General features: G+C 44.2%; 16 protein-coding genes and 2 pseudogenes. All 18 read right to left on the bottom strand.

Annotated elements, in window-relative coordinates; genetic code table 11:
• Nucleotides 1-7: 7 nt before the first annotated feature.
• Nucleotides 8-610: a HutD family protein gene (locus HZF24_RS04745; protein WP_179237117.1), complete on the bottom strand. Its 603-nt coding sequence runs from the start codon at nucleotides 608-610 to the stop codon at nucleotides 8-10.
• 555 nt (nucleotides 611-1,165) lie between these two features.
• Nucleotides 1,166-2,521, bottom strand: a complete 1,356-nt coding sequence (locus HZF24_RS19340; protein WP_322790718.1) for an S-layer homology domain-containing protein — start codon at nucleotides 2,519-2,521, stop codon at nucleotides 1,166-1,168.
• A gap of 101 nt (nucleotides 2,522-2,622) precedes the next feature.
• Nucleotides 2,623-2,880, bottom strand: a complete 258-nt coding sequence (locus HZF24_RS04735) for a hypothetical protein (protein ID WP_179237116.1) — start codon at nucleotides 2,878-2,880, stop codon at nucleotides 2,623-2,625.
• A 17-nt stretch (nucleotides 2,881-2,897) separates the two neighbouring features.
• A complete protein-coding gene (locus tag HZF24_RS04730) occupies nucleotides 2,898-3,275 on the bottom strand; it encodes a hypothetical protein (protein ID WP_179237115.1) in 378 nt (125 codons plus the stop codon).
• Nucleotides 3,276-3,305: 30 nt separating this feature from the next.
• Nucleotides 3,306-4,823, bottom strand: a complete 1,518-nt coding sequence (locus tag HZF24_RS04725) for an S-layer homology domain-containing protein (protein WP_179237114.1) — start codon at nucleotides 4,821-4,823, stop codon at nucleotides 3,306-3,308.
• 109 nt (nucleotides 4,824-4,932) lie between these two features.
• Complete coding sequence (locus tag HZF24_RS04720; RefSeq protein ID WP_179237113.1) at nucleotides 4,933-5,697, bottom strand: hypothetical protein; 765 nt, start codon at nucleotides 5,695-5,697, stop codon at nucleotides 4,933-4,935.
• A gap of 16 nt (nucleotides 5,698-5,713) precedes the next feature.
• Entirely contained in the window at nucleotides 5,714-6,688 is a 975-nt protein-coding gene (locus HZF24_RS04715) for a hypothetical protein (protein ID WP_179237112.1), read from the bottom strand.
• A 163-nt stretch (nucleotides 6,689-6,851) separates the two neighbouring features.
• Nucleotides 6,852-7,340 (bottom strand): PAS domain-containing protein, encoded by a 489-nt coding sequence (locus HZF24_RS04710; protein WP_179237111.1) that lies wholly within the window; start codon nucleotides 7,338-7,340, stop codon nucleotides 6,852-6,854.
• A 163-nt stretch (nucleotides 7,341-7,503) separates the two neighbouring features.
• On the bottom strand, nucleotides 7,504-8,277 hold the full coding sequence (locus HZF24_RS04705) for a helix-turn-helix domain-containing protein (protein WP_179237110.1): 774 nt from the start codon (nucleotides 8,275-8,277) through the stop codon (nucleotides 7,504-7,506).
• Between the two features lie 46 nt (nucleotides 8,278-8,323).
• Complete coding sequence (locus tag HZF24_RS04700) at nucleotides 8,324-9,112, bottom strand: helix-turn-helix domain-containing protein (RefSeq protein ID WP_179237109.1); 789 nt, start codon at nucleotides 9,110-9,112, stop codon at nucleotides 8,324-8,326.
• A 233-nt stretch (nucleotides 9,113-9,345) separates the two neighbouring features.
• Nucleotides 9,346-9,661 (bottom strand): annotated as a pseudogene (locus HZF24_RS04695) (hypothetical protein); the annotation flags it as partial.
• Between the two features lie 282 nt (nucleotides 9,662-9,943).
• On the bottom strand, nucleotides 9,944-10,162 hold the full coding sequence (locus tag HZF24_RS04690; protein ID WP_179237108.1) for a hypothetical protein: 219 nt from the start codon (nucleotides 10,160-10,162) through the stop codon (nucleotides 9,944-9,946).
• An 11-nt stretch (nucleotides 10,163-10,173) separates the two neighbouring features.
• Nucleotides 10,174-10,725, bottom strand: a complete 552-nt coding sequence (locus HZF24_RS19185; protein ID WP_322790717.1) for a nucleotidyl transferase AbiEii/AbiGii toxin family protein — start codon at nucleotides 10,723-10,725, stop codon at nucleotides 10,174-10,176.
• A 4-nt stretch (nucleotides 10,726-10,729) separates the two neighbouring features.
• Nucleotides 10,730-11,182 (bottom strand): nucleotidyl transferase AbiEii/AbiGii toxin family protein, encoded by a 453-nt coding sequence (locus tag HZF24_RS19180; RefSeq protein ID WP_281372246.1) that lies wholly within the window; start codon nucleotides 11,180-11,182, stop codon nucleotides 10,730-10,732.
• Nucleotides 11,163-11,831: a DUF6088 family protein gene (locus HZF24_RS04680; protein ID WP_179237107.1), complete on the bottom strand. Its 669-nt coding sequence runs from the start codon at nucleotides 11,829-11,831 to the stop codon at nucleotides 11,163-11,165. Before HZF24_RS04680 ends, HZF24_RS19180 begins: the two co-directional genes overlap by 20 nt.
• Nucleotides 11,832-12,016: 185 nt before the next feature.
• A pseudogene (rhuM, locus tag HZF24_RS18920) lies at nucleotides 12,017-12,268 on the bottom strand (RhuM family protein); the annotation flags it as partial.
• 116 nt (nucleotides 12,269-12,384) lie between these two features.
• Nucleotides 12,385-12,594, bottom strand: coding sequence for a hypothetical protein (locus tag HZF24_RS18915; RefSeq protein WP_246345948.1), 210 nt, complete (start codon nucleotides 12,592-12,594; stop codon nucleotides 12,385-12,387).
• Between the two features lie 134 nt (nucleotides 12,595-12,728).
• Nucleotides 12,729-13,898, bottom strand: coding sequence for an IS1096 element passenger TnpR family protein (locus HZF24_RS04670; protein ID WP_179237106.1), 1,170 nt, complete (start codon nucleotides 13,896-13,898; stop codon nucleotides 12,729-12,731).
• Between the last annotated feature and the right edge of the window lie 73 nt (nucleotides 13,899-13,971).

The following is a 13,971-nucleotide window of genomic DNA, read 5'->3' as shown; positions in this document are numbered from 1 at the left end:
GATATTTCTACCATATATATATTTTCGCCGCTAAAATATCAGCATTTCCCATAGAACTTATTTTTATATTTAAAACGCATTCACTTTCCACCTTAATTAAAAGAGTCTGAAACTGATTGATATTATAACCTTTCCCATCTACATCAACAGATACATCCTTGCTGCAGGCATATATGAAATAAAAAAATTCTTTAAAATCTCCATTAATTTCTTCCACAAATAATTGTTCCTTATTAATACATATACTATCAAGCTTCCCCTCAGCTCCGCTCCTGAGCATCAGGTTGAAATCTCTTACTTTTCCAAAGCTTACAGTATCCTTATTCCCATCAAATTCATACACTTCAAACGGTTGCAAATCAATATACTGTATATGATTATGTGTAAGCTTGAGCTGTCCGTCAAGAGGAGTAATGAATCTATATACACCTTCTAATTTAGTGAACTCTGATTTTTCTGATTCTACTGTGGCAGAACTTAATCTGAATTTAAAATTACGCCTGCTATAATCAGCCTCTTCCGGATATATAAAAAGCTGGGTGGTTTTACCCCCTGACCATGCTGTTGTAATATATTCATCTTCTGTTATCAGTCTTGTATTGATCTCCATTTTTATTTCCTCACAATAGATTTGTAATACATAAATTGTATTACATTATTTTACACTTTACAATATAAACTCACCTTGTCAGTAATCACAATTGTACGCCCACATTTATGACGCATTTTATGAGAAACAAGCTGTAACTGATGGTGCGTTGAAGAATACAATAATAACAATATTATACAGGAGTAATATTCATGCATAGAAGGATATTTTAATAAATTTATACGGAGACGCAAAAAAGCTAACGCAATTAGAAAATGTTTTGTCCGGATTTCTTAATAGAAATAGTATTCCCCTTGAAATACACCGTGTTTCCGACTCGGAGCAATTCCTGAGGGAATTTCAATGTTTCAAGCCCTTTTTTATCAAGGGTCGTACTTTGGAACATATCCAAGGTTAGCTCTCGTTTGTGAGATATCCGGTATGATAAAAGCCTGCCCTTCAGATAAAGGGCAGGCTTTTACGCATTGTTGCAGCCAGGCTAATCGGCACGGGGAGCAAAGGAGCAGTCAACCACACACTGCGGATGGCTACTCCTTTTTCGTTAAGGCTGCTCCGCTATCTTTTCAGCAGATTATACAGCACCTGGACCATCTCCGCCCTGGTGGTCGTACTTGTCGGATTTAACATCCCAGCATTACCTCCAATGGTTTCTGTTTTAACCAGCAGTGTCATGGCATCCTTCGCCCATGATGCAATCTGCCCCGCGTCGGAGAAGTTATCGGCAGGGTTTGCATATGGCTCGATGCCGTAGGCTCGCATCAGCATGACGATGAATTCGCCGCGGGTCAGCTTGGCGTTGGGGCTATAGTTACTGTTGCCCGTGCCGCCTGTTATTCCTCTGGCCGCGATGAAGCTTACTGCCTTGTGATACCACGCGCCCGCAGTCACATCGTTGAAGCTTACTTTATTATAGGCCACCGCGTAATTGCTGAAGTGTGTGGTGCTGAAGGTGACCATTCCAGTTGCCGGATCATAATGTCCGTTGGGGATGGTGACAACATTGCCGGAGCCGTCGATGTACCAGATGACAATGCTTTCCGGATTGGCAAGCTCCGCCGCAGTTGGTGTATAGGGGATGGACACCGTTACAGGCGCGTTGGGATTGTTCCAGTTGGTTTGTCTGCCGTCGATGGACAGCGTGAGTTGGATCAACGGTTTATCGCCTAGGGCAGCCCTAACATCGTTGGGCAGGGTTGCCCTGTCGCCTTTGCCGATACTGATCTGCGCCTTATCTCCATCCACGCCCTCAGTGCCTGTCAGCATATTGGACGGAACCATGATGCTGCCTGCATCGGTATTAAGAGTCAGCGCACCTTGGACATAAGCCGTTGACAGCTCCGGAACCGGTATGCCGACGGAATAAGTGCTGACATCGGGTATAGACGGTATGGTAATGACAGTTCTACCCTGAGCGAAGTTCTGTGAGCCTGCATCTACAGAGGCACTTCCGGCACCCCCGTCAACTGTGACCGGCAGCGTCGTTTCAGTACTGTTTCCAGCTTTAACGTCTGCTTTATAGGTCGGAGTAGCCGGAGTTGAGGGAGTACTGCTTCCGCCCCCTGAACCGCCTCCGCCTTTATAGGTAAATGTGGCGTTTATTGCATGGTTGGTCGTAACATTTGTAAAGGTATAAGTTGTTATAACGCCCTGATTGACGCCGTTAACCGTCACGAAGTTTATCCGGTATCTTGAGTCAGGAGTTATTGTAAAGGTCTGGTTGCTGCCTTCTGCCACATTCACAGCACCGCTCGGGCTGACACTGCCGTCGCTGCCCGCCGAAGAAGGGGTAAAGGAGATATCGTTTCCGGAAACCGTATAGGAGACGTGACCCAATGTACCGGAGGTTCCCAAATGATCCTGAAGGGTTACCGGGGTTCCATTAAGCCTTTGTCCTGTGACTGTGAAGCTCACCGTCTCCGGTTCTCCCTCCGTCAGGGACACGGCGCTGTACAGCGTGACGGAAGGATCGCCCTCGGTATAAATGCTGTACGCATCGACTTCTCCCGTGGCGATTATTGAGCCGTTATACGAGTCGTCTCGCCAACCGTATCGGAAACGGAAAGCTTACCACTATCGTTCGTGATACCATTTATAATACCGCTGATTTTACCACTAGTAATTGTCACTTTGGCGGTGCTTTGGGTTCTTATGCCCTCCAGTCCTTCAATTTCCCCACCGCTGATATTGACTTCTCCTGCTGCATTAACCCCGTATGACCCGCAAATCGTGCCGACGGAGATATTGACCTCACAGTTTTGATCTTCCGCCAAAATGCCGCTGGCAGTACCTACTGCTCTCCAGTAACTATGGCGTCGCCGCTGATGTTGGCGGTACTGCCTGCCGTCAAGACAACACCCGCACCACCGGTAGTATGCGTACTCTTTACCTCGCCACCACTAACGTTTACCAGACTTTTGCCGTTGGCGTATATTCCCCAATAGCTTCCCGTTACTTCACCACCGCTGACATAAACCGTACCTCCACTGGTAACCTCGATACCAGCGGTGCCGCTGATGGTTCCGCCGATACCCTTGATATAGTTAAATGCTAAAACAAAATCGCCCCAATTATCCACCAAGTTTTCATCCGCTGCCAATGCGGTAACTGGGAACAGGCACATGACCATCATTACGGTTAAGATAAAAGAAATAAGTTTTCGTTTCATATCAACACAGGTCTCCTTTCTGTCTTTCCGCTATTTACTGAAGTATTCATACGCCCTTGTGCATACGGCGACGGCCTGCTCACGCGTAGCATCCCCATCCGGATTGAATAGATTGTTTCCGACACCGGTGACAATACCTGCCTTGGCGCAGTAATAAACACCGTCCCGCGCCCAGGACTCCACCTTGCTGTCATCAGCAAACAAAGCACTGAAATCGGGGGTAAAGTCCTCGCCCGGGCTGATAACCTTGAGCGCCCTTAACAGAATGGTCGCCATCTGCTCTCTCGTCACCAGTTGATTCGGCGCATATTTGTTGTTGCCGACACCTGCTACAAGTCCCAGGTTTGCAGCCTTAAGAATTTCGGGATTCGTTGTATCGCTATAGCTCGCTGTTCCAACCGTCGCTGTTTTTCCCGTATATTTTTCATACAGCTTTACGGCGATTTCCGCGAATTCCTCACGGGTGATCTTGCCGGACATATCACCTTTGATACGGTCGGTGATGAGTCCGTAACCGGCGGCTTTGTCAAGCTCCGGCTTTGCCCAATTGGAAGCGCCCTCATACGCCGGCATCCCATGAGCAATCACGTTGGAGAAAGGCGAATAAATGTCCCCGTTTTTGCCGGCTGCCGGGTAATCAGCATAATCAAAACTATAACGGAATTTGACCTCGTACGTTGCGGCATCAAAGTTTTCCGTATTCGCGAAGTAGTCGCCGGCATCCGCGGTGAACTGCTCCTTCATCCACATATATGAGCCCGCATCCGTCCATGTGCCGCCGTCCGCCTTGATCCAGACGTTTGTGAATACTCTTTGATTGGAAATATTGTTGAGCAGCTGGATATCGTCGTGGGCTTTGTCCGCGCGGAAATCCAGATACGGACGGCCGTCGTAAGCCTGTTTCAACTCCGCCGACAGCAGCACAGGTGCGTGGCTTATCAGCGAAGAGGGGTCTTGAACCTCCTGTTTGTTTGAAAAGGATACGGCAGCGGACCATGGGGAGTAATATTCGTAATCCTCACCGCTGTCGGAATGGTAAAAGCTCACATAATAGCGAACCCTGAAATGCATCGAATGGCTATCAAAAAAAGCTTTGCCGCCCGGCAGGATGCCGTCGGGGATTGCTTCGTCAAAATAGGCGTCGTAGATGTGGTAATTGGAAACCCACACGCCGTATTCATCGCTGAACCCGGTATCCTGTGTAAAAACCCAGTCATCATAGCCGGGCTGCTCCGAACGCCACTTGCCGTTATCGAGCTTGTAGTCGACCTGAGCAGAAGTATCGAAGCTGTTGTATCCCGCTTCCTCCATGCGGCCATCCTCGCATGCCTTCACCAACTCCCGAAGCTCGTCGGTGCCGCCGAAGCCGATGTCAAAGCTCCATCGTCCGTCTTCGTCGTATTCCAGATCGTCACCGTTAAAAAGGACACCGACGTTTACAGGCGCGTTGTAGGACGAGGGCGGCGTATAAGCCGCGAAGGCTACTGCTGGAACAAAACCTGTCACCAATATTAACGCAATAAGTAATGAAATTGCTTTTTTCTTCATAATATAATCATTTCCTTTCTTTATTTAAAATCAATATGTTATTTGGAATCGTAAGCCCCTTTTACCGGCGCCGCCACATAGGGGCTAAATCCTTCCGTCAGATCTAAGGCTATGGAACCAACGGCGCAAGCTCGATCTCCGAAGGAATTGCGCCCGCCTCCAGGCGTTCTATTTTACCGTTGAAGCTTCCAAAGACATCCGTAATCAGCTTTATTTCGGAATTTGTTTTAATGATCTTGCAGGTTGCGGCCATGTCGAGCTGCATATCCTGGCCGAATCCATACCCTTGCGCCGCTCCGCTGAAATTGGTGGGGTTATCTCCCTTTGTGGGCATAAGAAACTCGGCGTTCGCTGATCCTTGCAATAAAGGGTCGGGGTCTTGCGTGAGCGGCGCGAGATTATTCGGTACAAGCTGAAATGTGCATTGCTGAATTACATGATCGGACTCAAATTCCAGATAGTCCACGTCGGCAAGCTCATAATCTTCCTTAACGTCCCAATATGCATGGATTTTTCCGGCTACGGTAAACTCCCCTTCATAAGGCGACGGACTGCCGTCGTTGACGGCATAAAGCTCTATGGTGTATTCACAGGGGATTTCATCACTGCCGTACACGCCAAAGAGCGTTCCCTGTTTCTTTTCTTCTATGGTGATGAGCCAAAGATACGTTTCATCATCCGCAGTGCCGGAGGGTGTCGGCGAGGCTTGGGGCGAGACATCAGAGGCCGATGAAGTCTCCGGAGGAGAAACCGCTGAAGCGGCAGGGGATGAACCGTTTTGCGCATGGTCGACATCTCCCCGGGCACCGCATCCCGCTAAAGTGGAGAGCAGGCAGAAGGTGAGACAGCATAGTAAAAGTAAATTTCGTTTCATGATACCGCCCCCTCTGTTACTGCTTGAATTGGATGCCATTCAAAATCGCTTCATAATCCGCGGCAAGGGAATCAAAGCTGTCCGCCAGATCGCCAAATGTCAGCGCATAGGTTTCATCCTCCGCAAAGAGATACACAGAGGTGTATTTCATTTCCATCTTGCTGACTTCACAGGTAAAGGTCAGCTTTTTCGCTTCCAAGCCGCTTATCGTAATGTCCTCTACATCTCCCTGTACCGCGAAATTGTCAAATTGTCTACCGAATATATCAAGCGCCTCGCTCACTACATCATCCAGCGTGTCCCCTGAAAAATTTTCGGTTTTGATCATGAAGCCTGCGGTGTTTTTCATGTATTGGTGCTCCAACACAGAACCTTCCACCGGCTTCCATCCATCGGGAAGCGCTACGACAATATCAAGCTCGGTTGCCTGATCCGGTGATGAGGGTTGAGGCTCAGCATCGCCGGAAGCGGGGTCCCCTTGGGCGCCGTCCGTTTGGGGCTGCTGTGCCTGATGTGTATAGGAGATAAAGCCTTCCTTTGCGGAAAAATTGTAGATAAATTCGGCTGCATCGCCGTTTTCGTTCAATCCTCCCGTCATAATCATGTCGGCATCGGACAATTCCATACCGCCCGTATATCCAAGCGCCTTGAGTTTTTCAACATACGCTTCGGCATCATCTTTTTCCATCCCCTCATAGGTAACCGTGCACTGCTGCTCCCCGTCGTCATTGAGTACTGCGGCGATGGTGGCCTTGGGCTTGGGGAGATCTCCCATCTTGTCGCCGGGCCAGGGCAGATTGTCTCCGGCGGTGATGCTTCCACCATCTTCTCCCTCGATAGTGAATTTGTCGCCGTCGATATCCACATTCCCTCCGCCAATTCCTTCAATAAACTCCTCTGCGGCCTTTTCCGCAATTTTTTCCTTCGCGCCGCAGCCGACGAGAGCGGTAAGCATAAGAATTGCCAACAGGCAACTGATTGTTTTTTTCATTTTTCTTTATCCTCCTTCATTTGAGTATGGTGAACTTGCCTATGAGGGGAAGCGGTTTTATTTTTTTCGATATCTTCCGGTGTATAGATGCTTTGATCTGTCATAATCAGTTCCTCCTTTCATTACGGAATGACAATTTGTGTCGGCAGACCGACTTTGGCGCTCAGATGGTAAAAACGGCTACGCCGTGCATGATCAAACCGCCCTCGGCAGGGATTGGGAAAATAATGGCCTTACGATATCCTTTTAGTGGCAACTCCGTTTTTTTCTTTAATCCCTCGAATCCGGTGAGTGGATTCTTCAAATTGTCTAAAAATTGGTTTTTTCCCGCAAAGACCTGCCTGATTGCGCTATCCAACTCAACGTTATTTGAAATGCAATCGTAAATACTGAGTTTTCTGTCGCCGAGCTCTTCGCCGTCTGCTCCGGTCGCAGCAGAAAAGGCATCATTGACTGTTTCCAAAACTCCTTGCGGTGTAAAAACCGCAATGGGGTAGGGGCAAAAATCAATGATCTGGGAAAACAGGCTTTCGTTTGCGGTAAGCATCTGGAACCGCCGGATCATCTGATCCTGATGCTGTACCTTCTTTTCTAATTCTTTTTGGAGCACAAGCAGTTCCGACAGCAGTTGTTCTTTTGTTTTCTTACCCACGGAGCATATCCTCCTTTCCGCATAAATTTGATTTTATAGTAACAGAATACTTCATTTTTAGATATAAGCTATGGACCCAAATTCAGTAAGAAAAAGACCATTTAACGCCAAAAGCCTCCGGAATTTCCGGAGGCTTTTGGATGGTACTTTCATCTGTTCAGTTCTATCGTGCGCTTTTCCGATATTGGGAGGGGGAAAGTCCCGTCCTTTCCTTGAAAACCTTCGCGAAATAGCCGTTATAGTCTAAGCCGCAGGCGGAGAAAGTCTGGGATACAGACAGGTTTGAATCCAACAATTTTTCTTTTAGCTTATTGATTTTTAGGCTTATGTAGTAATCGTGGGGCGTCATACCGGTATGCTTTTTAAACAGCCTTGAAAAATGGGTTCGGCTCAGCCCGACTGCTTTCGCGGTTTTGTTTACATCGAAGGTTTCTTGCCAATGGCTTTCGATATATTCTTTCGCTTGAATGATTTCATTTAACTTTCGGTAAACCCTTCTCGGGTATAGGACAGCAACCACAAAAGACAATTTATCATGAGAATCCTTAATCGGGAAAAGGGTAATATCATGATAAATGGTCTCAAGATCACAATCATTGATACCGTAACGTTCAAAGACGTCATCAAGCGGGGCTCGAATATCGCTAAAAAACACCGTTTCACCCTGGAAGGCTTTTTTTACCTCATTCATATATCCCATAGCCTGAATGGATGGATCCTTCAGAAGATTATACTTGCCGATTACCATATCTGCACTGGGGATATTGAATTCTTTTAAAGCGGCCTGATTGACCAGCACAGATATTCCATCCGGACTAAATACTTCAATTTGAAAAGGACATAGCTCAATAATTTGTTCAAGAAGCTCTTCGTTCTGAAAAGCAGCTTGAAATGACTCAGCAATACCGGGCTGCTGATCCTTTAAGTCATCTATCACTTAACTCACCTCCATTTTGAGAATTGTAGATATAACTCCATAAAAGCTATCTTTTTGTGTCCTTATTCCGGTATTGTGATGGGGAAAGTCCCGTCCTTTCCTTGAAAACCTTCGCGAAATAGCCGTTATAGTCCAGGCCACAAGCGGCAAACGCTTGAGATATGGACAGATTTGAATCCGACAATTTATCTTTAAGCCTACCTATTTTAAAGCTTATGTAATAATCATGCGGCGTCATACCAGTATGCTTTTTAAACAGCCTTGAAAAATGGGTTCGGCTCAGCCCGGCCGCTTTCGCGGTTTCTTTTACATCGAAAGCATCCATCCAATGAGTTTCAATGTATTCCTTTGCCCTCTCAATTTCTTCCTTGCCGCGGTAAATTCTTCTGATTATCTGAATGCTCACTATATACGCGACTTTTCCGGCATTATTAAAAATTGAAAACATCGTGATATCTTGATACATAGCTTCCATATCATAATCCTGCACACCATAACGCTCCGCCAAAGTATCCAGCGGGACCTTAATATCCGGGCAATAAACAGTTTCTCCCTGAAATGCCTGTTGCAACAGGCTGCAGGGAATTGCGGCTGAAATAGTTGGGTCCTTTAAAATATTGTATTTGCCGATAATGGTGTTCTCAAGCAAGGCCCGGGTAATTCCGTATTGTTGAAGCACAGCTTCGTTGACAAACACCGCTGTGCCGTCAGGCGCAAAAACATGAATCAGGTACGGGAAGAATTCAATTGCTTTGGCAAGCAAACCTTCTTTATCGGAATTAAAAAAGGATTGAAACGAATCCGATAAGCGGCTTTGATTGTCTTTATCGTTCATCGACATAGAATGTCAACTCCCTTCTTTGTATCACCTATCTTTTTTTGTCATTATACTACAACTTACAGGATATTTCAAGGAAAGGAAAAATACCGTAAACTCAATTGCAAAAGTAAATTCCACCCCTTATGCAGCAAACCATAGAAATTTTTTCCGATGCGGCAAACAACGCTATCTATATAAAAAAGTTGCTTACTCCAATAGAGCAAACAACTTTTTGTTTCCATTCAGTTTTATATTACTCGGAAATATTTCAACGCATCTTTAATTGCCTCTACCATTTTAGGCGTTGGGTGTTTCCGTGCTGCTTCAATTCCTCTACGGCATTTGGAGCGTCATACTTCGTCAATGTAAGCCGTATGCACCTTAAAATCTTATTTACTTTCTATGTACTCTTTTATCATTTTATAGGTGGCTCTTTCGCTTGGCCTGTATTCCTCCGCCTTTTCCGCTATTTTATCAATGGGATTTTTCCTTCACCCTCGCCAAAGTCCACATTTGCGTTGATATATGCGTCTTGTGTGAGAGAAGTACAACCGTCTCCACATGCCCTGAGTGTGCAATTCTGATGACCGTTAAGCCTGATACCCCCTTGGCGGAAGGGTATATTTTCAATAATTCCATCACTCAACCTTTCTTTTTTTATAAATATCTTCATCGTCGAAAATCGGAACGGTAAATTAATCCTCTCCAATAACCGATACAAGTTCACTATACTTTTCTTCGCTTAACTGAGAACTGAATCTATTGATTATATCAACGATCAAAGCTTCTACAGAAATGCAAAAGGCACACCGTGAGTTCATTCACAGTGTGCCTTGGAAATATTTTTTATTGATTTTTTAGCTCGCTTACCTTGGCAGTGTCTATATAGTGGGTGGCATAAGCTTTTTCAATATCTTCCTTACCGCTTTTAGAGAAGCGAAGCTGCTTTGTATGAGGAAACTTTTTATCTCCCCACTGCTTATAAAAAGCCCCTGAAGCTATTGCCACACCAGTCTTCTGATACATAGAATTATGCACTTTCCCTATAATTTCATTGTTGTTCATCCTATGCCTCCTTACAGCATTTTCTGCTGTGTATCCCCACCGGCAGTTTGAATCCTTTCAAGCCCCTCATCTAATTGGAGCAAGGTTTGATTCAATGCTGTTATGCTTTCCGATAGCTGTGCCGTTGAAAGGACATCTCTTTGGGAAAACACATAGATCTCCTGCATTTTTAAAAAAGCTGCTGTCAGCTCGGAATCCACTCCTATGGCATCAAACAGAGTAAATTCAGAAAAGGGCTTTTCCGACAAATCGCTTCCGATGCGTTCCCTTTCCTCTGTTCGTTTATATGCCAGCATTGCGGTGAGCTCATTGGGTGATAAAAGCAAGAAACGTATTTTTTCCTGTTCCATCATAATGGTCAGATCATATAAATGCTTAGCTGTATCGAACAGCATACGCCGTTGATAGTAAAACTCTGCAGCCAATATTTTGTCGGCAAAGATTCGTTCCAGCTTGATGGTCTGAATGAAAAAGGGCTTAATCCTGTAAGTTGATTCGAGAATTATTTGCTGCTCATGGGTTGCCTCCGAATAAAGCAAGGGTGAGATTTCAAGAGGCTCCACCGGCTCACTGATGGTAAAAGAGGTTGCCTCTACCTTGACATAGCACAAACCGTTGCAGAGCATCGGCAGCATCTACATCGGTTTCTGGAATGTATTCATATACGCTGGTGATGCTGCCCCTCTGATTACTTTCTCTGGCTTTATCCCTTGTTCTGGAAAGGGTTTGATAGCTATTTGCCGATGTTTCCAGCCGCTTTTTCCCTTGACTTTTAGAGCAGTCATGGATTGCAACTGTAAGGTCGATATCTTCAGAAAAGCGTTTCATACGACCAATTGATTTGTATAGGGCAGTTCCGCCTTTAAAATATGCAGGAAGGGACTCCTGCTTTTGGGACAGCTCCTGCAGCAGCAAGGTCAGATAGTAGTCCTTTTCTATTATGTCACTTCGGATGCCTGTTCTGCGGCTAATATCGGAGAGCAGGGCCTCAAATGCGTCTTTATCCTGATGTAAGTTCATCATTCACCTCCATGAGTAAATCAATAAGGGGCAGTATAACTTTCGTCGGGTAATTCCTGCGGGCGGTAAATATCAACGTAAGAATATCCAGCTCCTGTCTCTTTGCGTGTCTTGCCAACAACAGCTTCGGTCTTTCCGCATCAATATGGGAGCCTTTAAGCTCTATTGCTAAATCAATAAACTGGAGATATTTCCAGTTGTCATTTGTTACGGTCACAACCGGCTTTTTCAGTTTGATATGATATTCGTCAGGGAGTTTTGCAGTGTGGCGGTTTGTGGTGATTTCCATGTCACGGGGTATCAAGGTTGTCAGTCCCAGCTTATTCAGCAAAAAGGCACCGGATTCATATCCTATTTTTTCTCCGTTTTGTTCCGTCAATGCTTTTTTCATCACCTGATCAGTGCTTGGTGTTGCTTTTCCAAAAACAGTCTGCTTTACCTGACAATAGACACCTTTTTGAAGTCGCTGGATTTCCCCTTTGTCTGCCATCCGTTTCAGTTTCACATTGGTTAAGGTTTTTGCTTTCTCATATGGCAGAGCAAAGGCTCCCGCCAATTGCCGGGCAATATCCTCTGTCTGGATTGCTGCCTCGTAGGGCATATTTTTAACCGTATCTGCAATATGCTCTCCATATCCAATCTGTTCCATGAGTTTCACCTCCCAACAAAGTGATATTATGATTAGATATTTTAATTATATTATTACCATTATAATATCACTTTATTCATTGGAAGTCAATCTGTTTCCACTTGCATCCCAAGGATCTGCCAAATATACAGAGGCGCTGTCAATGTAAATCCCAGACAAGCAAAGCGTGTACTTTCTAATCAGAATTACTCATCGGTGCTCTCTAAAAACAGATCAAAATCTCTCTTAAATAATTGGTCTTGCACAATGCGATATTTTTCAAATTGTGTTTCAGCATGGAGTTTTGCCTTTTCTGCTGATATTTTCCCTGCATTCATCAATAAATCTCTTCCGTTGAACTCTATAAAACTATCCAAGCGATTTGCCCAATCTTCCATTGTCATCGGAATGCTGTTCTCTGCTTGTATTTCTGCATAATCGAGATACATTGAAAGTAAGAGATCATCACTAGCAGTTTGTGCAAAAATTGCACATACTGAATCTTCTTCTAATACATCGTCCAAAAATACCTTTTTAAGTGTTTTGTAATCACAGAACGATCAACACAGTACAGTTATGAAATCATTTTTTGTGTCAGCCATATATTTTCATCTTGGTAACGAACTTCAACGGAGCTTTCACCGCTTCCGGAAACAAATGTTAAATATTCTGCCGCTGCAGAAACCGTCAGATTACTTTCCTTATAGTCCGTCAAGCTTTTAATCGCTTTATTTCTTTGGTTTTCTAGTTTTTTGACTTTGCTTTCTCTATCATCAGATTTCATAATCAATTGTCTCCGATCCTTTACATTTACGCTTTTCCATGAATTTAGCAAGCATAACTGTCACTTTTCTTATATACTATTAGAATGTTTCAGTTCAATATTATTCATATATGTACCACTCAATTCCCATTTTACTACCAATCGCAACCATACTGCTTCGGTGCTTCACCTTTTACCTCACTTATCTCGCATTCCTGTGTATGTTCATTCAATATACGTTCTACTGTAATCTGAAAATTCCACTTATCCCCAAAATCAAATAAATATCCGAATTGCATTCCTTCATAAGGCAAAAGCTCTGCCAATAAAACTGTATCAGCCTGCCATATTTCATCCTCACACTCCGGTGCATAGTACCTTCTTTGGGAGGTTCCTGAGCCAATTTGAAAATAATACAGATGATCCATATCAAAGCCAACACTTTTTTGAATCAAATAATGCAATTCCTCCAGAGTAAACTGATCACCTATTGTTATTTTCCTGATACAGGAACCAATCGTTATTTTAAATTCAATTGTGTGAAGTCCTGCTTCCACCGGATATGCCCAAAACCCCATCAGCTTCTCTTCCATGTTAACAGTATCTTCTTCTACGACATTCCTAATGATTGGTAACACCGTACTGACATCTAGGTTATACCAAAATATCCTATCCTGTTTTTCCAACAGATCTTTCCAGGCATACCCTTCCTCTGTCAGATAAAGTGTCTTAATTCGAAACTTATTATCTTTATTCTCTTCTTTATCCTCCAGCCATTGAATACGAAGCAATTGGAATAATGCAAAAAGGCGAATCTCCGGAATATAATAGCTTCTCCAGGGTGACGCTATCTTTCCTCTGAACGGACCTTGTAGTGCTTCCTCTTCCCTTGCTCCTCTAATCACCTCAAATATTCCGTCTCTCATAAATGGCGAACGTAAATCCCCCAATGCCTGCTGATACTCCACAAGCCATATCGTCATCATAAGAATATACCGTTCCATAGCCGACATATGAAAAAATATTGAATATCTTTGACCCTTTTGAACGGTCATACCTTTCCCTTTCTTGCTCACAATCTTAAGAATACCGGCACGTATCGAAAAAAAATAAAAGAAATCAATTACTGTATAATAATCCTGTGTTCTTCCATATGTCAGGTATTTCTCCTGAACTATATCAAACAAACCATTCAATGCAAAGCAATCCTTTTTCCCAATATGACCTGTACGCTTTGACAGTTGTACTTCATTTAGCTCAAGATAATCCAAGAAGAGTTGATATTCCTTTTCTAATTTTTCTGCTGCCTTTTGAAATAGTTTCATATAATCTCCTTTTGTATCGATGGAGTATGTTTACTCCCATATCCTATCCGCTGTTTTTTAATATCATTGATTC

This window comes from Sedimentibacter hydroxybenzoicus DSM 7310, assembly GCF_013403245.1.
GTDB lineage: Bacteria > Bacillota > Clostridia > Tissierellales > Sedimentibacteraceae > Sedimentibacter > Sedimentibacter hydroxybenzoicus.
This window is presented reverse-complemented; position numbering and strand designations above follow the sequence as displayed.